Origin of the sequence: Variovorax boronicumulans (assembly GCF_029892485.1) — a bacterium.
Taxonomy (GTDB): domain Bacteria; phylum Pseudomonadota; class Gammaproteobacteria; order Burkholderiales; family Burkholderiaceae_C; genus Variovorax; species Variovorax boronicumulans_B.
In genome coordinates, this window is sequence record NZ_JARXVG010000017.1 from 70069 (window position 1) to 89342 (window position 19274).

The window sequence follows — 19274 nt, forward strand, 5'->3', positions numbered from 1 at the left end:
CAAGACCCCGCAACCACCCCGAGCAGCGCAACCGAACCCCGGATGGCCAAAAAGCCGCAACCCACTTTCACCGCCGCCGCATCCGCGGCGCCCATCGTCCGGCCCACGGCCTCGCGCGGCGTGATGCTCGCCAGCTACCTCCTGATGCTGGGCGCGCTGATGCTCGTGATGTGGGAGCACCTGCTGCCGGGCCTGATCTGCGTGTGCATCGGCTTCCTGGTCACGCGCTGGCTCGCCCGCCTGATCGAAAAGGGACTCTTGCGCATTCCGGCCATGCGCCCGCGCGCGGGCGGCTGGGCCGGGGTGCTGGCGGTGATCGTGGTGCTGCTGGCCCCTGCCGCGCTGATCACGCTGGGGCTGTCGCAGGCGCGCGAGTACATCGTCGATGCACCCGACCAGTACCGCGAACTGCTCGACTACACCGCCCGCACGGTGCTGGAGCTGCGCTCCAAGCTGCCGCCCGACATCGCGACCTACCTGCCCGAGGGCGCGGCCGAGATCCAGCGCGTGATCGCTAACTACCTGCGCGCGCAGGCCGGCTCGCTGGCCATGGCGGGGCGGGCCTGGCTGCACGGGTTGCTTTTTTCCTATGTGGGCCTGATCGTCGGCAGCCTGGCCGCCGTGGCAGCCGCGCCGCTGCGGCGCAAGCCCTTGGCCGAGCAGCTGCACCAGCGCGTGGAGACCTTCGGCGAGGCCTTCGCCCAGATCGTGGCGGCCCAATTCTGGATCGCGGCCTTCAACACGCTGCTGACCGCCATCTTCCTGCTGTTCCTGATGCCGCTGTGGGGCGCGCATCTGCCGTACACGCCGGCGCTCATTACGCTCACCTTCCTGGCCGGGCTGGTGCCGATCGTGGGCAACCTGGTCTGCAACTCGGTGATCACGCTGGTGGGCCTGTCGGTTTCGCCGGCCACGGCGGCGGCCTGCCTGATTTTCCTGATCGTGATCCACAAGGCCGAGTACGTGATCAACGCCAAGGTGGTCGGCGCCCGCACGCAGATGAGCGTGTGGGAGCTGCTCGCGGTGATGTTCGTGGCCGAGGCGGTGTTCGGGCCGGCCGGCCTGGTGGCGGCGCCGCTGTACTACGCCTACCTGAAGAAAGAGCTTCAGGCCGCATCGCTGGTCTGACGGCCTTTGCGGGGCTGCGATGTCCTGATCTGATCGGTTCTGGTCCGCTTCGGCACGGACCAGGCGCTGGCAACGCAGAAGAATCGGCGGCATCATCCACTCCGCCCTGCTCGCGAGGCACCGCCATGAAAACCTGTCTGATTGTGATCGACGCCCAGCAATCGTTCCGCCACCGCGCGTACTGGAACGAAGACGTCGCGGCGCCCTACTTCGCCGCCCAGAACGCATTGATCGAAGGCGCCGCAGCGGCCGGCGTTCCGATCGTCCGGATCTTCCACGTCGACGAACCCAGCAATGCGAGCAACCCGTTCGCCGTCGAGTCGGGCCACATCCACCCCATCGACGGGCTCAGGCCATTCGAGGCCGCGGCCACCTTCACCAAGCACCGCCACAGCGCGCTGGTCAACAGCGGCCTGGACATCTGGCTCACCGAGAACGGCATCCGCCGGCTGATCGTGAGCGGCATCCGCACCGAGCAGTGCTGCGAAACCACCACCCGCCACGCCTCGGACCTGGGCTGGGAGGTCGACTACGTGACCGACGCCACGCTGACCTTCGACATGGTGCAGCCCGACGGCCAGCCGCTGCTGGCGGCCGACATCAAGTCGCGCACGGCCGCCGTGCTGGCCGGGCGCTTCGCGACGATCTGCAGCGTGGCGCAGGCGCTTGAACGCGCGGGCGCGACGGCATGAGCCCGTTGCGCGTGCTCATCCTGGCCTACGACGGCGTCGAGGCGCTGGATTTCGCCGGCCCCTTCGAGGTGTTCACCACCGCGAGCCGGGTCAGCCAGCGCATGCAGCCGGGCACGGCGGCCCCGTTCGAGGTCGCGTCGGTCGCACTCGCGCCGCGCGGCCAGCCGGTGCAGGCGCGCGCCGGCCTGCAATTGCTGGCCGACCACGCCATCGCAGACAACCCGGCGGCCGACGTGCTGATCGTTCCCGGCGGCGTGGTCGATGCACCCATGGCGAGCCCCGAAACCCTGCGCTGGATCGCCGCATGCGCGGCCGGCGCGCAAGTCTTGGCATCGGTCTGCACCGGTGTCTTCCTGCTTGCGAAAAGCGGCGTGGTCACGCGTGAAGCGGTCACCACCCACTGGGAAGACATCGCCGACCTGCGCGAACAGTTTCCCCAGCTCGAGGTGCGCGAAGACATTCGCTGGGTCGACACCGGCCGCATCGTCAGCTCCGCGGGCATCAGCGCGGGCATCGACATGAGCCTGCATCTCGTGGAGCGCCTGGCCGGCCAAGCCCTGGCCGAGCGCACCGCGCGACAGATGGACTACGCATGGACCCGCAACCAGAGCCCATCCGCGTAGTCTTCGTGCTGCTGCCCGGCAGCCTCGTGCTCGACTGGGCCGGGCCGGCCGAGGCGCTCCGCATCGCGAACCAGCGGCTGCGGGCCTCGGGCCAGTCCGAGCGTTTCGCGATCGAGTTCGCAAGCCCGCGGCCGACGTCCATCGCCTCGGTCGGCGTTGCGCTCGCCGGGCTCGCGCCCTTGCCCACGCAGTGGGACGGGCCGGCCTGGGTGGTGCTCGTCGGCCTGACCGGTAACACCATCGCCATCGACAACCCCGAAGCGCAGGACCTGTTGCACTGGCTGCGCGGCCAGCGCTTCGAACGCGGGCGCGTCGAGCTGGTCACCATCTGCGCGGGCGCGGTGCTGGCGGCGCATGCCGGCGTGCTGGCCGGTCGGCGCGCCACCACGCACCACCATCACCTGGACGAACTGCGCGCGGTCGAGCCGCGCTGCGAGGTGGTGAGCAACCGGGTGTTCGTGATCGATCCGCCGCTCTACAGCAGCGCGGGCGTCACGACCGGCATCGACCTCGTGCTGCACCGCATCGCCCAGACCTGCGGCGAAGCGCTCGCGGCCCAGGTGGCGCAGACGATGGTGGTGGCGCTGCGGCGCGGCCCGCACGATCCGGAGCTCTCGCCCTTTCTCGCCTACCGCAACCACCTGCACGCGGCGCTGCATCGCGTGCAGGACGCTGTCAGCGAGCAGCCGCAGGCCGACTGGAGCGTGCCGCGCATGGCGGACGTGGCCCACACCTCGGCAAGGCATCTCACGCGGCTCTTCGTGGAGCATGCGGGCGTGGCGCCGCTGGCCTATCTGCGGCGGCTGCGGCTGGCGGCCGCTCAGCTCGCGCTGTCGTCGGGCGCGAGCGTCACGCGGGCGGCGGAGCTGTCGGGCTTCGGCTCCGACACGCAGCTGCGCCGGGCGTGGCATCAGTTCGGGCTGCCCGGCTCGCCGTCGGAAGCGAACGCGGCGCTGAAAGCCTGACGGTCAGCCTGTGCACGCCCGCGCGCGGGCCTTCAGCAACGCCTGCTCGCGCGTGTTGCGCGTGAGCGAAGCGGCACGATCGAACTCCTTGCGCGCCTCGTCGCGCCGCCCGAGCTTGAAAAGCAGGTCGCCGCGCACCGTCGGCAGCAAGTGATAGCCCTTGAGCGCCGGCTCGTCCATGAGCGCATCCACCACCTCGAGCCCTGCGGCCGGCCCGAAGGCCATCGACAGCGCAACCGCGCGGTTGAGCTCGACGATAGGCGATGGCGCCAACTCGGCCAGCGCGTCGTAGAGCGCGGCGATGCGCGGCCAGTCGGTTTCGTCGGCGGTGCGCGCGCGGCCATGGCAGGCGGCGATGGCGGCCTGCAGGGCATAGGGGCCCAGCGCGCCGAGCGCTTCTGCGCGTGCGAGTCCGGCCAGGCCGCGGCGGATCAGCATCTGGTCCCAGCGCGCACGGTTCTGTTCGAGCAGCAGCACCGGCTCCCCCGAGGCGCCGACGCGCGCGGCCGTGCGGGAGGCCTGGATTTCCATCAGCGCCACGAGGCCGTGCACCTCCGAGGCATCGGGCACCAGTTCGGCCACGATGCGGCCCAGGCGCATCGCCTCGTCGCAGAGCGCGGGGCGCATCCAGTCGTCGCCTGTGGTGGCCGAGTAGCCCTCGTTGAAGATCAGGTAGAGCACTTCGAGCACCGAGGCTAGGCGCGCTTCGAGTTCGTGCCGGCGCGGCACTTCGAAGGGCACACGCGCCTCGAGCAGCGTGCGCTTGGCGCGCACGATGCGCTGCGCCACGGTGGCTTCGGGCACGAGGAAGGCGCGGGCGATCTCGTCTGTCGTGAGGCCGCCCATCAGCCGCAGCGTGAGCGCCACGCGCGCCTCGGTAGAGAGCACCGGGTGGCAGGCGGTGAAGACTAGGCGCAGGAGGTCGTCGCCGATGTCGTCGTCCAGCGCCGCATCGACCGCCTCGGCGAAATCGGCCTCGGCCATCTCGTGCTGCGCGTCGAGCTCGCGGCCGATCTCGGGCGCCTTGCGCTCGGCCAGCTGGCCGTGGCGCAGGCGGTCCAGGGCGCGGTGCTTGGCCACCTGCGTGAGCCACGCGGCGGGGTTGTCGGGGACGCCGGCCCCGAGCCATTGCTCGAGCGCGGCGACCAGCGCGTCCTGCGCCAGTTCCTCGGCCAGGCCCACGTCCCGCACCATGCGCGCGACGGTGGCGATGATCTTCGCGGACTCCATGCGCCAGACGGCGTCGATGGCGCGGTGGATGGCGGCTTCGTCCTTGCCGCTCACTCGACCGCTCCTTCGCCGCTCGCTAGCATGCGGTCATGAAGCGATGCCTCCTGATCCTGTGCCTCGTCATGGGCTGCGCCGCCCAGGCTTCCGAGATCGAGGTCGTGCGCAACAGCCTCGGCATGGCCTTCGTCAAGCTGCCGGCCGGCGAATTCATGATGGGCAGCGACGAGACGCCCGAGACCCTGGCCGCCGCCTACCCGCAGTTGCCCAAGGAACGCTTCGCCAAGCTCGGCGACGAAGGCCCGGTCCACCGGGTGCGCATCACGCGGTCGTTCTGGATGGGCCAGCACGAGGTGACGGTCGGCCAGTTCCGCCGTTTCGTCGAAGCCTCGGGCTACGTACCGGAGTCGATCGCCGACGGCACCGGCGGCTACGGCTGGCGCGCGGACTACGACCCCGCCACGACGAAGCGCGGCGATGCCTTCGAGGGGCGCGACCCTCGCTACTCCTGGCGGAACCCGGGCTTTGCGCAGGGCGACGACCACCCGGTCGTCAACGTGACCTGGAACGACGCGCAGGCACTGGCCGCGTGGTTGAGCAAGTCCGAAGGCAAGCGCTACCGCCTGCCGACCGAGGCCGAATGGGAATACGCCTGCCGCGCCGGCACGCGCACCCGCTACAGCACCGGCGACGATCCGCAAGCGTTGGTTCGCGCGGCCAACGTGTTCGATGCACGCACCGCCACGCACTGGCCGCGCTGGCAATCGATGGCGCTGAAGGGCGACGACGGCTTCGCGTTCACGGCGCCGGTCGGCAGCTTCGCGCCGAACGCGTGGGGCCTCTACGACATGCATGGCAATGCCTGGGAGTGGGTGGCCGATTGGCATGGCGAGGAATACTACGCGGCCTCCCCGGTCGACGACCCGCAGGGTCCGGCCACCGGCGAAGTGCGGGTGCGCCGCGGCGGCTCCTGGCATACGTGGCCCTTCTATGCGCGCGCCGCGTACCGCAACTGGAACGCGCCGGACACCCGCTACACGCTCGTGGGAATCCGGCTGGTGCGCGAAGAGTAGGAAGGCAGGAGCGCCTATTTCCTGACCGTCTGCATCGACGGAATGCTCTCGCCCACGGCTTGAAGGGCAGGCGGAAAATCCTCCAGCTCCTGGATCTGCCGCACCTCGATGACCTCGTTCTCCCCGCCCGGGCAGCGCGTGGCCCATTCGATGGCCTCTGCGCGCGAGGCGACCTCGATGATCCAGTAGCCGCCGAGCACTTCCTTGACCTCGGCGAACGGGCCGTCGACCACCTTGGGCTTGCGCCCCGGAAAGCTCACGCGGGCGCCCATCGAGGGCGGATGCAGGCCGTCGCAGCTGATCAGCACGCCGGCCTTCTGCAGGGATTCGTTGTAGGCCATCATCGCCGTCATCGCATCGAGGTCTTCAGGCATCGTGCCGGGCGCGGCTGTCTCGTAGCCGTGGGGAATCATCAGCATCATGAATCGCATGGTGTGTCTCCTTGGGGTTTCGACGGGCTCAGCCGGCAGCGCCGGTGCGCTTGGCGGATTCGGCCCGCAGGCGGTCTTCCTGCGCCAGCAGTTCGGGCGTCATCGAGTCGCCGAAATCGGTGGCTTCGAACACCTGGCGGATCTCGATCTCGCCCTCCTGGAAGGGGCTGCGCTTGATCCACTCGATGGCTTCTTCCTTCGACTTGACCTGCAGCAGCCAGAAGCCGGCCAGCAGCTCCTTGGTTTCGGCAAAAGGGCCGTCGATGACAGTGCGCTTCAGGCCCTCGCAGCGCACCCGCGCGCCCTTGGAACTGGGGTGCAGGCCCTCGCCCGCCAGCAGCACGCCGGCCTTGACCAGTTCCTCGTTGAACTTGCCCATCTCGGTGAGGATTTCGGTGCTGGGCATCACGCCCGCTTCGGAATCCTTATTGGCCTTGACCAGAATCATGAATCGCATGTCGTTTCTCCTGAAGGTTGATGAAGTCGGGAGCCGCTGGAATTGCGTGCCCCTGTACTCACGTCGGACAAACGGAAGCCGGATCGACAGGTTGCATCGACCCAGTTGTAATTTTTCGTTTCAGAAACTCAGGGCAGATAGCCGCAGAAGCGCAGCACGTGGCCATCGGGCTCGCGGATCGCGAATTCGCGCAGCCCCCAAGGCTGGGAGACCGGTGGCTCGATCACCGTCACGCCGCGCTTCACATAGGCGGCGTGCAGGCCGTCGATGTCCTTGCCCACGTGGATGACGATTTCCCCGCGCCAGGGCGGCGTGCCACGCGTGTTGCACTGCCAGAGACGCAGGTAGACCGGATCGCCGTGGCTGCCGTCGCCCTTTTTCACCCGCGCATAGCTAGGCGGTTCGCCGGCGATGAAATCGAGCTCGAAGCCCAGCATGTCGCGAAACCAGCGTGCGGCCCGTGTGACGTCCGACACCGGCAGCACCGGTTGCACGCCATGGAATTCGTGCAGGGTGCCCAGGTCGGGCGCCGCGCCGCCCACGCCGCTTGCGCCGGCCTTGGCGGTCATCCGTTGGCCGTTCGGCGCAAGGCGGCCACGCGCTCGGCGATGGCGTCGATGTCCAGGGCGTCCTCGGCATTGGTGAGGTAGACCTCCAGGTCGCGCACCGCGAGCGCCGTGTTGCCCTGCTCGGCGTGTGCGATGCCGCGGTCGCGGTACTCGCCCCAGGCGCTGGGCAGCAGCGCGATGAGGCGGTCCTGCACGGCGATGGCACGCTGCCAGTCTTCCTGCGCGCGGTGCACTTCCTTCAGGTTGCGCAGCATGCGGCCGATGATTTCGCGCGAGCTGGCCGGCTGCAGGTACAGGCCCAGCGGCACGTCGAAGTCGCCGACCAGCCCGTTGCTGCGCTTGTAGGGCTCCAGCCGCTCGCCCAGTTCCTCGCGCGAGAGCGACTTGCCGGTGAACGGATCGATCACCACCTGCCCCTTGGGCAGCGTGACCTTGAGCATGAAGTGCCCCGGAAAACCGATGCCGCGCGCCTGCAGGCCCAGGCCCTGCGCCAGTTCCATCCACAACACCGCCAGCGAGATCGGAATGCCGCGGCGGGTTCGCAGCACGGCGTTCAGGTAGCTGTTGTCGGGGTCGTAGTAGTCGTTGACGTTGCCGCCGAAGTTCAGGTCGTTGAAGAAGAACTGGTTCAGCGCGCGCAGCCGGGCGAGTGGTGCGGCATCGGCCGGCAGGCGGCGCTTCAGGCGGGCCAGGAGCTGGTCGACGTCGCCGAGCACCTGCTGCACGTCCAGCTCGGGGTACTCGTCCTGCTCGAGGCTGGCGGCAGCCTCGAGCAGCGGGAAATGGTCATCGCTGTGGACGAGCGATTCGAAATATTCCAGAGCGGTCGGGACCTGAAATGTGAACGTCATGTGTCTTTGTAGAGGACCATCCGGGGAGCGTCAAGGCGGGCACATGCGTATTGCCAAGCGGCGAACGACTCAGCGGCGCATGAAACTGCGCGGGCGCACCCCGACCGCCGCCAGGATGGCGAAATAGATCAACGCGGCGCCCGCGACAAGCGCGGCCAGCAGGCCGATGCGGTGCAGGGGCTGCGCGCGCAGGCCGATCCAGTCGAAATAGCGCGCACCCCAGACCAGGAAAGCGGCCAGCACCAGCGTGCCGGCCAGCACCTGGAGCGTGAACTTGCCCCAGCCGGGTTCGGGGGCGTAGCTGCCGCGGCGGATCAGGCCCACCAGCAGCCAGGTCGCGTTGACCAGCGCGCCAATGGCGATGGTGAGCGTGAGCGCCGCATGCTGCAGCACCGGCACCAGGAAGAAATTGAGCACCTGGGTCAAGACGAGCACGCCCACGGCGATCAGCATCGGCGTTCGCGTGTCCTGCTTGGCGTAGTAGCCGGGCGCGAGGATCTTGATGGCCACGATGCCGATGAGGCCGACGCCGTAGCCAATCAGAGCCAGGGTGGTGCGCTTGACGTCTTCGTCGCCAAAGGCGCCGTTGTGAAAGAGCACCGCCACCAGCGGCTGCGCGAACAGCAGCAGCGCGATGGCGCACGGCGCCGAAAGCAGCACCACGAGGCGCAGGCCCCAGTCGAGCAAGGCCGAATAGCGGGCGTCGTCCTTGGCGGCGCGGGCGCTGGACAGCTGCGGCATCAGCACCACGCCGAGCGCCACGCCGAGCATCGCGGTGGGGAACTCCATCAGCCGGTCGGCGTTGACCACCCAGGTCACGCTGCCTGTCGCCAGGTGCGAGGCGATCTGCGTGTTGATGAGCAGCGAGATCTGCGCCACGCTCACGCCCAGCAGGGCGGGAAGCATCAGCTTCATCACCTTGCGGGTGGTCGGGTCGGTCCAGGCGGCGCGCAGCGCCTTGAAGCTCGCGCCGACGCGCGGCATCAGGTCGAGGGCGCGCAGCGCGGGAATCTGCAGCGCCAGCTGCAGCACGCCACCGACCAGCACGCCCACGCACTGCGCATAGATCGGCTCGATGCCGTAGCGCCGGAACAGCGGCGCGCCGACCACGATGGCAAGGATCAGCGCAATGTTCAGCAGCACCGGCGACGCCGCGGGCACCGCAAACTTGCGCCAGGTGTTGAGGATGCCGCCGGCCAGCGCCACCAGCGACATGAAACCGATGTAGGGGAACATCCAGCGCGTCATGACGATGGCCGTGTCGAAGCCCTTCAGGCCGCTGGCCATGGCCCAGACCAGGAGCGGCGCGCCGACCACGCCGGCCACGCACACCACCAGCAGCGTCCAGGTCAGCAGCGTGGCGACGTGGTCGATGAGCTCCTTGGCGCCCTCTTCCCCGCCCTCGGTCTTGCGCGCGGCCAGCACGGGCACGAAGGCCTGGCTGAAGGCGCCTTCGCCGAAGACCCGCCGGAACAGGTTCGGAATGCGGAAGGCGACGTTGAAGGCGTCGGTGAGTGCGCTGACGCCGAACACCGAGGCAAAGAGCACATCGCGCACCAGGCCCGTGATGCGCGAGGCGAGGGTCAGGAGGGAGACGGTGGAGGCGGATTTGAGCAGGGACACGGGGGCGAGTGTAGGGCCCCGAAAGTGCCCGAAATGGCCGGATTCGGAGGAAAAGCCGACCCGGCCTATAATGGAGGGCTTTGCTGCATCATCCTCAGACACCTAAGGAACTAAATCATGGCATCCGCCAAGCCCAAGAAAAAGAACCCGCGCCTCGCCTCCGGCCGTAAGCGCGTCCGCCAGGACACCAAGCTCAACGCTGCGAACACCTCGCTGCGCTCCAAATACCGTACCGCGGTCAAGAACGTCGAAAAGGCTGTTCTGGCTGGCGACAAGACCAAGGCAAGCGAACTGTTCGCGAAGGCCCAGAGCATCGTCGACACCGTCGCCGACAAGGGCATCTTCCACAAGAACAAGGCAGCCCGCGACAAGAGCCGCCTGTCGGCCAAGGTCAAGGCCCTCGCCCTCGCGCCTGAAAAGGCCGCCGCCTGACACCTGTCAGGCAAGCCCGGACCGGAATTCTCCAGTCCGCCGTTTGATCGGGGTGCGCTGCAGCAAAGTGTAAAAAACCGCCTTCGGGCGGTTTTTTCATGGGCGCTAGGTTTTGGGTTGCTGCTCGACGGGAATGACCGGTGCAGCGGGGTCCGAGCGCACCACGGCAGCCACTGGGGTCTGCGCGGCCTTCGGCACGGCCGGTGCGGGCGACGCCGGGGACACCTCGGACACCTGCAGGTCGTTGTCCTTGGCGAAGTTGACGCAGAAGTCCCAGGCCATCGGCTCGGCATCGCGCAGGTCGCGGTTCACGATCACGCACTTGACCCCGTTGATGCTCGTCGGCACGCACCAGGGCGAATAGCTCAGGTAGCTGCCTGGAAAGGCGCCGCCGGGACGGAAGGAGCTCATGACACCCGCCAGCCGCTCGGCCCAATCGCTGGGGCGGAAGGTCCGGCCATCGCGGGTGATGCCCTGGATGAAGATCTCTTTGGCTGTGGGGGAAATCATCGTTGATTGAGGCGACCGACACGCGACCAGAACAGGGTGCTGCGGTGCAGCAACGGATTCTATCCGGGGCACTTTTTGCATCCTGAAGAGCAGGCATTGCTGTAATGCGGAATCCTCAACGAAGCCGTCAAAGCCCACGCCTAGAATCCGCGTTCCCTACCTGGAGAACCCAATGAGCGCTACCGCCCAACCCACCTCGCCCCATGTCATGAACACCTACGGTCGCCTGCCGATCGCACTGTCGCATGGCCAGGGCTGCCGAGTCTGGGACACCGCGGGCAAGGCCTACATCGACGGGCTGGGCGGCATCGCCGTCAACACGCTGGGCCACAACCACCCCGAGCTGGTGCCCGCGCTGCACGACCAGCTGACCAAGCTGATCCACAGCTCCAACTACTACCACGTGCCCGGGCAGGAACAGCTCGCCGCCAAGCTGGTCGAGTTGTCGGGCCTGACCAACGTCTTCTTCTGTTCCACCGGCCTGGAAGCCAACGAAGCGGCCCTGAAGCTGGCGCGCAAGTACGGCCACGACAAGGGCATCGAGCGCCCCGAGATCGTCGTCTACGAAGCCGCCTTCCACGGCCGCAGCATCGCCACCCTGTCGGCCACCGGCAACCCCAAGGTGCAGGCCGGCTTCGGCCCGCTGGTCGAGGGCTTCATCCGCGTGCCGCTGAACGACATCGAGGCGCTCAAGAAGGCCACCGAAGGCAATCCCAATGTGGCGGCCGTGTTCTTCGAGACCATCCAGGGCGAAGGCGGCATCAACCCGATGCGCTGGGAGTACCTCAAGCAGGTGCGCGCCCTCTGCGACGAGCGCGACTGGCTCCTGATGATCGACGAAGTGCAGTGCGGCATGGGCCGCACCGGCAAGTGGTTCGCACACCAATGGGCGGGTATCAAGCCCGACGTGATGCCGCTGGCCAAGGGCCTGGGCTCGGGCGTGCCGATCGGCGCCGTGGTGGCCGGCCCCAAGGCCGCCAACATCTTCGGACCTGGCAACCACGGCACCACCTTCGGCGGCAACCCGCTCGCGATGCGTGCCGGCGTCGAGACCATCCGCATCATGGAAGAGCACAAGCTGCTCGAGAACGCCGCCACCGTGGGCGCGCACCTGAAGGCCGCACTGGACCGCGAAATCGGCAGCCTGCCCGGCGTGAAGGACATCCGCGGCCAGGGCCTGATGCTGGGCATCGAGCTCGACCGTCCCTGCGGCGTGATCCTGAACCGCGCCTGCGACGCCGGCCTGCTGCTGAGCGTGACCGCCGACAAGGTGATCCGCCTCGTGCCGCCGCTCATCCTGAGCATTGCCGAGGCCGACGAAATCGTCGCGATCCTGGCGCCCATCGTCAAAAACTTCCTGTCGGAGCCTGCCGCGCAATGACGACCGCCACGACACAGCCTGCCATCCGCCACTACCTGCAGTTCGCCGACCTCACGGCCGACGAGTACGTCTACCTCTTCGATCGCATGGCGATCATCAAGAAGAAGTTCAAGACCTACGAAAAGCACCAGCCGCTGGTGGACCGCACGCTGGCCATGATCTTCGAGAAGGCCAGCACGCGCACCCGCGTGAGCTTCGAGGCAGGCATGTACCAGCTCGGCGGCAGCGTGGTGCACCTGACCACCGGCGACAGCCAGCTGGGCCGCGCCGAGCCCATCGAGGACAGCGCGAAGGTCATCAGCCGCATGGTGGACATCGTGATGATCCGCACCTACGAGCAGACCAAGATCGACGCCTTCGCCGCGCACTCGCGCGTGCCGGTCATCAACGGCCTGACCAACGAGTTCCACCCCTGCCAGATCCTCGCGGACATCTTCACCTACATCGAGCACCGCGGCTCGATCCAGGGCAAGACCGTGGCCTGGGTGGGCGACGGCAACAACATGGCCAACACCTGGCTGCAGGCCAGCGAGATCCTGGGCTTCAAGGTGCATGTGAGCACGCCCAGCGGCTACGAGGTGGACCAGTCGGTGGCGGGCCTGCGCTCGGCCGACAGCTACAAGGTCTTCAAGGACCCGATGGAAGCCTGCCGCGGCGCCGACCTCGTCACCACCGACGTCTGGACCAGCATGGGCTACGAGGCCGAGAACGAGGCGCGCCGCAAGGCCTTTGCCGACTGGTGCGTCGACGAAGACATGATGCGCATCGCCCAGCCCGGCGCCCTCTTCATGCACTGCCTGCCCGCGCACCGCGGCGAGGAAGTGCAGGCCGAGGTCATCGACGGGCCGCAGTCGGTCGTGTGGGACGAAGCCGAGAACCGCCTCCACGCCCAGAAGGCGCTGATGGAGTTCCTGCTGCTCGGCAAGCTCTGAACAGCTGAAGAAGAAGGCGCAGCCGCGTGTCCCATTGCCAGCAATGCGGCGCCTGCTGCGCCAGCTACCGCGTCGACTTCAGCGTGCATGAACTCGACGACAACGGCGGCCGCGTGCCCTCGGGTCTCGCGGTCGAGGTGAACGACGCCCTCTGCCGCATGCGCGGCACCGATCACACGCCGATGCGCTGCGCGGCGCTCACCGGCAAGATCGGCCAGGCCGTGAGCTGCGGCATCTACGAATGGCGGCCCAACCCCTGCCACGAGTTGCAAGCCGGCAGCGACGCCTGCGAACGGGCGCGCGCCCGGCATGGCCTCCCCGCCCTGTCGTCACTGCCCTTCTGACACCGATCATCTGGTCACATCGTGTGTTGGAAATAACCGACACCACGACCCCTCGCCCGGCGCTAACTTTGCGCCATGCGTTCCCTGCAACCTCAACCCCGCCTCTGGGACATCTCGCCGCCCGTGCATGAAGGCGCGCCGGTGTTCCCCGGCGACACGCCCTACCAGCAGCGCTGGGCCGCGACGATTTCGCCGGAGTGCCCGGTCAACGTCAGCGAGATCAAGCTCTCGCCCCACGTCGGCGCGCATGCCGATGCGCCCCTGCACTACGACCCCGAAGGCCAGACCATCGGCGACGTGGACCTCACGCCCTTTCTCGGCCCCTGCAGGGTGATCCATGCCATCGCCAAGGGCCCGCTGATCGAGTGGGAGCACATCGCGCATGCGGTCACGAGCGAGCTGCCGCCGCGTGTGCTGGTTCGCACCTACGCCAACATGCCCGTCGGCCGCTGGGACCCGCAACTTGCAGCCTACGCGCCCGCCACCGTCGAGCGCCTGGCCGCGATGGGCGTGAAGCTCATCGGCATCGACACCGCCAGCATCGACCCGGCCGACAGCAAGACGCTGGAGAGCCACCAACGCATCCGCCGCCTGGACCTGCGCGTGCTCGAGAACCTCGTGCTCGACGACGTGCCCGAGGGCGACTACGAACTCATCGCGCTGCCGCTCAAGCTGGTGAGCGCCGATGCCTCCCCCGTTCGCGCGATCCTGCGCGAACTTCCCCGCTGAAGCCTTCCACCATGACGACCCTTGCAGACTGCCGCGCGCTCGACGCGCAAGACCCGCTGCGCGCCCTGCGCGACCAATTCACCATCCCTGCCGACGTGCTCTACCTGGACGGCAACTCGCTCGGCGTGATGCCCAAGGCCGCGCCCGCGCGCATCGCCGAAGTGGTGACCCAGGAATGGGGCGAAGGCCTGATCCGTTCATGGAACACCGCGAGCTGGTTCGACCTGCCACAGCGCCTGGGCGACAAGGTCGCGCGCCTCATCGGCGCGGCGCCCGGCGAAGTGGTGTGCACCGACAGCACCTCGGTCAATCTCTACAAGGTGCTGTTCGCCGCGCTCTCGCAGCAGAAGGACAGCGGCCGCAAGCTCGTGGTGAGCGAGCGCAGCAACTTCCCGACCGATCTCTACATCGCCGAATCGCTGTGCCGCGAGCGCGGCTTCACGCTCAAGCTGATCGATGCGAGCGAACTTCCCGCGGTGCTGACCGACGAAGTGGCCGTGCTGATGCTCACGCACGTCAACTACCGCACCGGCGCGATGCACGACATGAAGGCCATCACCGCCGCCGCGCACGCCGCGGGCGCGCTCACGGTGTGGGACCTCGCGCACAGCGCAGGCGCAGTGCCGGTCGCGCTCAACGACAGCAACGCCGACTACGCGATCGGCTGCGGCTACAAGTACCTGAACGGCGGCCCGGGCGCGCTGGCCTTCGCATGGGTCAACACGCGGCACGCGGGTCAGTTCGAGCAACCGCTCTCAGGCTGGTGGGGCCACGCAGCGCCTTTCGAGTTCACGCCGCACTACCGGCCCGCGCCGGGCGTCGGCCGCTACCTCTGCGGCACGCAGCCGATCATCGCGCTGGCGGGTCTGGAATGCGGGCTCGACACCGTGCTCGCCGCCGAAGCCTTCAACAAGGACCAAGGCGCGATGGCCGCGCTGCGCACCAAGTCGCTCGCGCTCACCGACCTGTTCATCAAGCTGGTCGAGGAACGCTGCGCGGGACAAGGCCTCTCGCTCGTCACGCCACGCGACCATGCAAAGCGCGGATCGCAGGTGTGCCTCAGCTGTGACGAAGGCGCCTACGCCATCGTGCAGGCGCTGATCGCGCGCGGCGTCATCGGCGACTACCGTGCCGGCGATTCGCAGATGCCCGACATCCTGCGCTTCGGCTTCACGCCGCTGTACATCGGCTTCGAGGAAGTATGGAACTCGGTCGAACACCTCGTGCAGGTGCTCGAATCGAGAGAGTGGCAGCGCGAAGAATTCAACCGCAAGAACGCAGTGACTTGAGCGACGCCCCGCCATGAAACACCGATGGATCGCCTTCTTCGCATCGCTCCTGATGCTGGCTGCACCGGCCTTCGCGCAGCAGCCGAACTTCACCCTGCCCCAGCTCAAGGCCTTCGTGGCCATGTCTCCCGACGCCTTTAGGCAGGAGATCAAGCGCCAGGGCTTTTCTTACCGCGACAAGACCACGACCGAGTGGGTCAGCATGATCGAGTACGACAAGTTCGCCGACGACCAGACCACCAACATCATGAAGTCCACCTATGTGGAAGGCCGCGCCGACGAGAACAGCATCCAGCTCTCGCTGACCGACAAGGCCGCCTTCGACCGGCTGGTGAAGGAAGCGCGCGATGCGGGCTACGCACCGGCCGAGAAGGGCCGCATTCCTGGCGGCGAAACCTACCAGGAGTTCAAGCGCAAGAGCGAGGTCGTGCGATTCGTCTATCCGAAGAAGGAGTCCGGCATGGGCCGTCCCTCCTACACCGCCGTGGTCTGGCGATGAACGGCCAGCAAACATCATGAGCACCGACAAATCCCCCGAGAACATCGTCCACGAAGAAAAAGCGCAGCTGGACTTCAGCAAGTCCATGAGCTACGGCGACTACCTGCACCTGGACGAGATCCTCAATGCCCAGCATCCGCTCTCGCCCGCGCACGACGAGATGCTGTTCATCGTGCAGCACCAGACCAGCGAGCTCTGGATGAAGCTCATGCTGCACGAACTGCGCGCCGCCACCTCCTGCATCGCCGAAGAAAAGCTGGCCGACGCCTTCAAGATGCTCGCGCGCGTGAGCCGCATCATGGAACAGCTGGTGAGCGCATGGACCGTGCTCTCGACCATGACGCCGCCCGAGTACACGGCCATGCGCCCCTACCTCGCGAACTCCAGCGGCTTCCAGAGCGCGCAGTACCGCTGCATCGAATTCGCGCTGGGCAACAAGAACGCCGCGATGCTCAAGCCGCACATGCACCGCGCCGATCTGCTCGCGCAGGTCGACGCTGCGTACCGCCAGCCCTCGCTCTACGACGAGTCCCTGCGGCTCCTGGCACGCCACGGCCTGCCGGTGCCGGCCGACCGCCTGGAGCGCGACTGGACGCAGCCCTATGAATCGAGCGACGGCGTCGAGGCAGCGTGGCTCGTGGTCTACCGCAACCCGCACGACCACTGGGACCTGTACCAGCTCGGCGAAAAGCTCACCGACCTCGAAGACGCCTTCCGCCTCTGGCGCTTTCGCCATGTGACCACGGTCGAGCGCGTGATCGGCTTCAAGCGCGGCACCGGCGGCACGGGCGGCGTGAGCTACCTGCGCAAGATGCTGGATGTGGTGCTGTTTCCCGAGATCTGGAAGCTGCGCACGGACCTATGAACGACGCTTGGTTGTAGACCGCCAGTAGTCCAACAGACTGTTGGACTACTTCCTCAGGCGTCCGCGGCCACCCGCTGGGCCCCATCGCGTGGATCGGGTCAGTTCAATCCGGCTGAACGCTCGCATGTACTGTTTGCCACACCTGCGCAAACCGCTACATTTTTGGCAACAACGACGGAGGCGACTGCCATGCACAACATCCGGTTCTCACCCGACGAGATCTCCACCTTGCGGGCACACGGCGTCGTGCTGTTCGCGGACCGCGTGATCTTCGATGCGCAGCCGCCGATGCCGGCGCAGCAGATCGCAGCCGTGCAGGCCCTGTGCGCCGGACCGATTCCCGATGCGCTGGTCGCGCTGTGGCAAGAGACGGCGGGCGGCCGCCTCGACTACGACCTCGCACTGCCGATGAACGGCAACATCGAAAACGTGAGCTGGTCGGAGCTGTTCTGGGACGGCAGCGACGGTTATCGCGACCTGCAGGGCTGGATCGAGCACGAGCAGGAACTGGCCAGGGAAGCCGCCGCCGATGGCGGCCCGCCCTGGAGCGGAAAGATCACCCACCTGCCCTTCGGCGGCTTCGAGTACCTGGACCGCATCTACGCCGTGGTGGAGCCCGGCGAGGCCTACGGCCGGGTCATCGCATGGAAGCAGGGCCTGCCGCCGGCCTGGACGCACGCGCTGCACGAAGACAGCCTCTGCACCGTCGCGCCCGACCTGCACGGCGCCTTCGCGGCGCTGCATCTGGACGAAGACCCGCTGGCCCCCACGAGCGACTACTTCTCGGGCCAGACTCTGCTGCAGTACCTGGACGACCGCCACCAGGACCACGGGCTGGACCTCGACCTGATGGACAAGCTGGTCACCTTCTACTGCCGCGCCGTGGTCGACTGGCGCACGCCGCTGGCCGACGGCACGCTGCGCCATCACCCGGCGCTCGCACGCGCGGCGCTGCACCATGCCATTGCGACCGACGACGCGCCGCTGGTGGGCGAGCTGGCCGCCTCGGGCGTGAGCTTCGACGGGCCGCAACAAGGCAGCGCGCTGGCGACCGACGTTGCGCTGAGCCAGAGCGCCTTCGCAGCGGCTGCGGCCTTGGTGCGCGCGGGTGCGCCGGTGGCGGCCGATGCCCTGCGCAGCGTCGATGGCCAGATCGCGCCCGAACTCACCGGCGTGCTGCTAGCCAACGGCGCCGAGCCGAGCGTGGCAGCCATCGTCAAGTGCGTGGCTTGCGGCGCGCCCGCCAGCGCGCACCTGATCGCCGATGCCTGCACCGAAGCCGGCATCGACGTGCCGCCAGCCTTTGTCGCTGACCGCGATGCGATGCTGACGGAACTGGAAACGACGTTGGTGAAAGTGCGCGATGGCTCGCTGGGCCACTACCTCGGGCCGGAAGGGCTGGCGGAGCGCATCGAGCACCTGCAGACCTTCAGGCTCTGAAGGTCGGAGCGTTCGTTCAACCGCCGTTCAACCGCCGTACAGCCAGGGCTGATCCAGCAGCCGCGCGCCGAGCGTGCGCATCGCGAGGTCGCGCCCCAGGCGCATGGCGCCGGTGGCATGGAAGACCTCGCCGTTGCGCCGCGCGCGCGCCTGCACCTGTGCATTGCGCTGCCAGCGTGCATCGGCGTAACGCGCGAAGGCCGCGGGCACGTCGGCCGCGGTGCCATCGCCGAGCGCATCGGCCAGCGCGACCGCATCCTCGATCGCCATGCCGGCACCCTGCGCGAGGTACGGCACCATCGGGTGCGCGGCATCGCCCACCAGCGCGATGCGCTCGTGCGCCATGTCGGCGGCGGAGGTCAACGGTGCGCGGTCGCTGAGCGACCAGGCGCGCCAGCCGGGCATCGCTTCGAGCAGCGCCTGCAAGCCGCCACCGCTGCGGCCCGTGGCTTGTTGCAAGGCCGCGATGCTGCTGGACTGGTCCCAGTCGCGCGCATCGCCGGCCGGGGCCGATTCGGCGATCACCACGACGTTGAGCCAGTCGCCGCCACGCACCGGGTACGCCACGGCGTGGAGATGCGGGCCCAGCCACACATCGACCTGCTGGCGCCGCAACGCCGCTGGCAGGTCGGACTGCAAGGCCAATGCGCGCCAAGCCGTGTGGCCGATGACGCGCGGCGGCTCCGCGGCAGATGGCGTGTCGAGCTGCCGGCGCACCAGGCTCCAGAGGCCATCGGCACCCACGAGCGCTTCGCCCTCCCAGGCGCGGGCGTCGGTGCTCGACACGCACACTAGGTCATCGCTGGTCTCGACCTCCTTGATCTGTGCGGCGGTGACCAGCGTGCCGGTGCCCCGTGCGCGCACTGCGTCGAGGAGCAGCGCATGCAGGTCGGCGCGGTGCACGCAGAGGTAAGGGGCGCCGTAGCGCTGCTGCATGGCATCCCCCAGGGGCAGGCAGGCCAGCACGGCATCGCTGCCGGCGCTGCGGACCACCAATGCATCGGGACGCGCCGCGATCTTCGCAAGGCCAGTGCCGAGGTCCAGTTGTTGAATGCGCCGCGTGACGTTGGGACCGAGCTGCACGCCGGCCCCGATCTCACCGAAGGCCGCTGCCTGCTCGAAGACATCGGCCCGGTGCCGGCCCCGCGAAAGTGCCAGCGCCGTGGCCAGCCCCCCGATGCCGCCCCCGGCGACGAGGATGTGCGTAGGCATCA

At 68.1% G+C, this 19274-nt stretch carries 22 protein-coding genes; 14 read left to right on the forward strand and 8 right to left on the reverse strand.

From position 1 onward, the window contains the following. The first annotated feature begins 42 nt into the window (after positions 1–42). The 4 genes from M2282_RS28215 to M2282_RS28230 all read left to right on the forward strand — a co-directional run bounded on the left by M2282_RS28215 (position 43) and on the right by M2282_RS28230 (position 3408). On the forward strand, positions 43–1128 hold the full coding sequence (locus tag M2282_RS28215; protein WP_280812096.1) for an AI-2E family transporter: 1086 nt from the start codon (positions 43–45) through the stop codon (positions 1126–1128). Positions 1129–1253: 125 nt separating this feature from the next. After that, a complete protein-coding gene (locus tag M2282_RS28220; RefSeq protein WP_280812097.1) occupies positions 1254–1820 on the forward strand; it encodes an isochorismatase family protein in 567 nt (188 codons plus the stop codon). Beyond that, positions 1817–2443, forward strand: coding sequence for a DJ-1/PfpI family protein (locus M2282_RS28225; protein ID WP_280812098.1), 627 nt, complete (start codon positions 1817–1819; stop codon positions 2441–2443). The genes M2282_RS28220 and M2282_RS28225 overlap by 4 nt, the downstream gene beginning before the upstream one ends. Then, the gene (locus tag M2282_RS28230) at positions 2413–3408 is read left to right on the forward strand and encodes a GlxA family transcriptional regulator (RefSeq protein WP_280812099.1); all 996 of its coding nucleotides are present in this window, start codon (positions 2413–2415) and stop codon (positions 3406–3408) included. The genes M2282_RS28225 and M2282_RS28230 overlap by 31 nt, the downstream gene beginning before the upstream one ends. Positions 3409–3411: 3 nt before the next feature. Here M2282_RS28230 and M2282_RS28235 read toward each other — a convergent pair whose 3' ends face one another. Next, positions 3412–4638: an RNA polymerase sigma factor gene (locus M2282_RS28235; RefSeq protein ID WP_280812126.1), complete on the reverse strand. Its 1227-nt coding sequence runs from the start codon at positions 4636–4638 to the stop codon at positions 3412–3414. An 89-nt stretch (positions 4639–4727) separates the two neighbouring features. Here M2282_RS28235 and M2282_RS28240 point away from each other — a divergent pair, with 89 nt between their 5' ends. After that, the gene (locus M2282_RS28240; protein WP_280812100.1) at positions 4728–5708 is read left to right on the forward strand and encodes a formylglycine-generating enzyme family protein; all 981 of its coding nucleotides are present in this window, start codon (positions 4728–4730) and stop codon (positions 5706–5708) included. A gap of 14 nt (positions 5709–5722) precedes the next feature. On the opposite strand, the gene M2282_RS28245 is transcribed toward M2282_RS28240, so the two are convergent. The 5 genes from M2282_RS28245 to murJ form a co-directional block, all read right to left on the reverse strand. Next, entirely contained in the window at positions 5723–6139 is a 417-nt protein-coding gene (locus M2282_RS28245; RefSeq protein ID WP_280812101.1) for a YciI family protein, read from the reverse strand. 28 nt (positions 6140–6167) lie between these two features. After that, positions 6168–6596 carry a YciI family protein gene (locus tag M2282_RS28250; protein ID WP_206177854.1) on the reverse strand — a complete coding sequence of 143 codons (429 nt, stop codon included), beginning with the start codon at positions 6594–6596 and terminating at the stop codon, positions 6168–6170. Positions 6597–6724: 128 nt separating this feature from the next. After that, positions 6725–7165 carry a bleomycin resistance protein gene (locus M2282_RS28255; protein ID WP_280812102.1) on the reverse strand — a complete coding sequence of 147 codons (441 nt, stop codon included), beginning with the start codon at positions 7163–7165 and terminating at the stop codon, positions 6725–6727. Beyond that, on the reverse strand, positions 7162–8016 hold the full coding sequence (locus tag M2282_RS28260) for a SirB1 family protein (protein ID WP_280812103.1): 855 nt from the start codon (positions 8014–8016) through the stop codon (positions 7162–7164). Before M2282_RS28260 ends, M2282_RS28255 begins: the two co-directional genes overlap by 4 nt. Positions 8017–8085: 69 nt before the next feature. Further along, positions 8086–9639: a murein biosynthesis integral membrane protein MurJ gene (gene murJ, locus M2282_RS28265; RefSeq protein WP_280812104.1), complete on the reverse strand. Its 1554-nt coding sequence runs from the start codon at positions 9637–9639 to the stop codon at positions 8086–8088. Positions 9640–9756: 117 nt separating this feature from the next. Between murJ and rpsT the strand changes: the two genes are divergently transcribed. Continuing rightward, a complete protein-coding gene (gene rpsT, locus M2282_RS28270) occupies positions 9757–10071 on the forward strand; it encodes a 30S ribosomal protein S20 (protein ID WP_007831346.1) in 315 nt (104 codons plus the stop codon). Positions 10072–10176: 105 nt separating this feature from the next. On the opposite strand, the gene M2282_RS28275 is transcribed toward rpsT, so the two are convergent. Beyond that, entirely contained in the window at positions 10177–10581 is a 405-nt protein-coding gene (locus tag M2282_RS28275; protein WP_280812105.1) for a DUF3579 domain-containing protein, read from the reverse strand. A gap of 172 nt (positions 10582–10753) precedes the next feature. Here M2282_RS28275 and M2282_RS28280 point away from each other — a divergent pair, with 172 nt between their 5' ends. From M2282_RS28280 to M2282_RS28315, 8 genes are all read left to right on the forward strand, one after another. Beyond that, positions 10754–11962 (forward strand): aspartate aminotransferase family protein, encoded by a 1209-nt coding sequence (locus tag M2282_RS28280; protein ID WP_280812106.1) that lies wholly within the window; start codon positions 10754–10756, stop codon positions 11960–11962. Further along, positions 11959–12894: an ornithine carbamoyltransferase gene (argF, locus tag M2282_RS28285; protein WP_280812107.1), complete on the forward strand. Its 936-nt coding sequence runs from the start codon at positions 11959–11961 to the stop codon at positions 12892–12894. The genes M2282_RS28280 and argF overlap by 4 nt, the downstream gene beginning before the upstream one ends. A 26-nt stretch (positions 12895–12920) precedes the next feature. Further along, on the forward strand, positions 12921–13238 hold the full coding sequence (locus M2282_RS28290; protein ID WP_280812108.1) for a YkgJ family cysteine cluster protein: 318 nt from the start codon (positions 12921–12923) through the stop codon (positions 13236–13238). Between the two features lie 75 nt (positions 13239–13313). Beyond that, on the forward strand, positions 13314–13967 hold the full coding sequence (kynB, locus tag M2282_RS28295; RefSeq protein ID WP_280812109.1) for an arylformamidase: 654 nt from the start codon (positions 13314–13316) through the stop codon (positions 13965–13967). Positions 13968–13978: 11 nt separating this feature from the next. Continuing rightward, positions 13979–15256 (forward strand): kynureninase, encoded by a 1278-nt coding sequence (kynU, locus tag M2282_RS28300; protein ID WP_280812110.1) that lies wholly within the window; start codon positions 13979–13981, stop codon positions 15254–15256. Positions 15257–15269: 13 nt separating this feature from the next. Beyond that, on the forward strand, positions 15270–15755 hold the full coding sequence (locus M2282_RS28305; RefSeq protein ID WP_280812111.1) for a hypothetical protein: 486 nt from the start codon (positions 15270–15272) through the stop codon (positions 15753–15755). A 16-nt stretch (positions 15756–15771) separates the two neighbouring features. Beyond that, a complete protein-coding gene (kynA, locus tag M2282_RS28310; protein WP_280812112.1) occupies positions 15772–16620 on the forward strand; it encodes a tryptophan 2,3-dioxygenase in 849 nt (282 codons plus the stop codon). 189 nt (positions 16621–16809) lie between these two features. Continuing rightward, positions 16810–18060, forward strand: a complete 1251-nt coding sequence (locus M2282_RS28315; RefSeq protein WP_280812113.1) for an SMI1/KNR4 family protein — start codon at positions 16810–16812, stop codon at positions 18058–18060. Positions 18061–18087: 27 nt separating this feature from the next. On the opposite strand, the gene M2282_RS28320 is transcribed toward M2282_RS28315, so the two are convergent. After that, positions 18088–19272 (reverse strand): FAD-dependent monooxygenase, encoded by a 1185-nt coding sequence (locus tag M2282_RS28320; RefSeq protein WP_280812114.1) that lies wholly within the window; start codon positions 19270–19272, stop codon positions 18088–18090. Positions 19273–19274: the final 2 nt, after the last annotated feature.

What these genes read in the sequence shown, in the direction of transcription:
- M2282_RS28260 (WP_280812103.1), bottom strand. Translation starts at nt 8,016, where the DNA reads ATGACGTTCACATTTCAGGTCCCGACCGCTCTGGAATATTTCGAATCG.
- M2282_RS28225 (WP_280812098.1), top strand. Translation starts at nt 1,817, where the DNA reads ATGAGCCCGTTGCGCGTGCTCATCCTGGCCTACGACGGCGTCGAGGCG.
- M2282_RS28220 (WP_280812097.1), top strand. Translation starts at nt 1,254, where the DNA reads ATGAAAACCTGTCTGATTGTGATCGACGCCCAGCAATCGTTCCGCCAC.
- M2282_RS28250 (WP_206177854.1), bottom strand. Translation starts at nt 6,596, where the DNA reads ATGCGATTCATGATTCTGGTCAAGGCCAATAAGGATTCCGAAGCGGGC.
- M2282_RS28280 (WP_280812106.1), top strand. Translation starts at nt 10,754, where the DNA reads ATGAGCGCTACCGCCCAACCCACCTCGCCCCATGTCATGAACACCTAC.
- M2282_RS28255 (WP_280812102.1), bottom strand. Translation starts at nt 7,165, where the DNA reads ATGACCGCCAAGGCCGGCGCAAGCGGCGTGGGCGGCGCGGCGCCCGAC.
- M2282_RS28245 (WP_280812101.1), bottom strand. Translation starts at nt 6,139, where the DNA reads ATGCGATTCATGATGCTGATGATTCCCCACGGCTACGAGACAGCCGCG.
- M2282_RS28235 (WP_280812126.1), bottom strand. Translation starts at nt 4,638, where the DNA reads ATGGAGTCCGCGAAGATCATCGCCACCGTCGCGCGCATGGTGCGGGAC.
- M2282_RS28320 (WP_280812114.1), bottom strand. Translation starts at nt 19,272, where the DNA reads ATGCCTACGCACATCCTCGTCGCCGGGGGCGGCATCGGGGGGCTGGCC.
- argF (WP_280812107.1), top strand. Translation starts at nt 11,959, where the DNA reads ATGACGACCGCCACGACACAGCCTGCCATCCGCCACTACCTGCAGTTC.
- kynB (WP_280812109.1), top strand. Translation starts at nt 13,314, where the DNA reads ATGCGTTCCCTGCAACCTCAACCCCGCCTCTGGGACATCTCGCCGCCC.
- M2282_RS28240 (WP_280812100.1), top strand. Translation starts at nt 4,728, where the DNA reads ATGAAGCGATGCCTCCTGATCCTGTGCCTCGTCATGGGCTGCGCCGCC.
- kynU (WP_280812110.1), top strand. Translation starts at nt 13,979, where the DNA reads ATGACGACCCTTGCAGACTGCCGCGCGCTCGACGCGCAAGACCCGCTG.
- rpsT (WP_007831346.1), top strand. Translation starts at nt 9,757, where the DNA reads ATGGCATCCGCCAAGCCCAAGAAAAAGAACCCGCGCCTCGCCTCCGGC.
- kynA (WP_280812112.1), top strand. Translation starts at nt 15,772, where the DNA reads ATGAGCACCGACAAATCCCCCGAGAACATCGTCCACGAAGAAAAAGCG.
- M2282_RS28215 (WP_280812096.1), top strand. Translation starts at nt 43, where the DNA reads ATGGCCAAAAAGCCGCAACCCACTTTCACCGCCGCCGCATCCGCGGCG.
- M2282_RS28305 (WP_280812111.1), top strand. Translation starts at nt 15,270, where the DNA reads ATGAAACACCGATGGATCGCCTTCTTCGCATCGCTCCTGATGCTGGCT.
- M2282_RS28230 (WP_280812099.1), top strand. Translation starts at nt 2,413, where the DNA reads ATGGACCCGCAACCAGAGCCCATCCGCGTAGTCTTCGTGCTGCTGCCC.
- M2282_RS28275 (WP_280812105.1), bottom strand. Translation starts at nt 10,581, where the DNA reads ATGATTTCCCCCACAGCCAAAGAGATCTTCATCCAGGGCATCACCCGC.
- M2282_RS28315 (WP_280812113.1), top strand. Translation starts at nt 16,810, where the DNA reads ATGCACAACATCCGGTTCTCACCCGACGAGATCTCCACCTTGCGGGCA.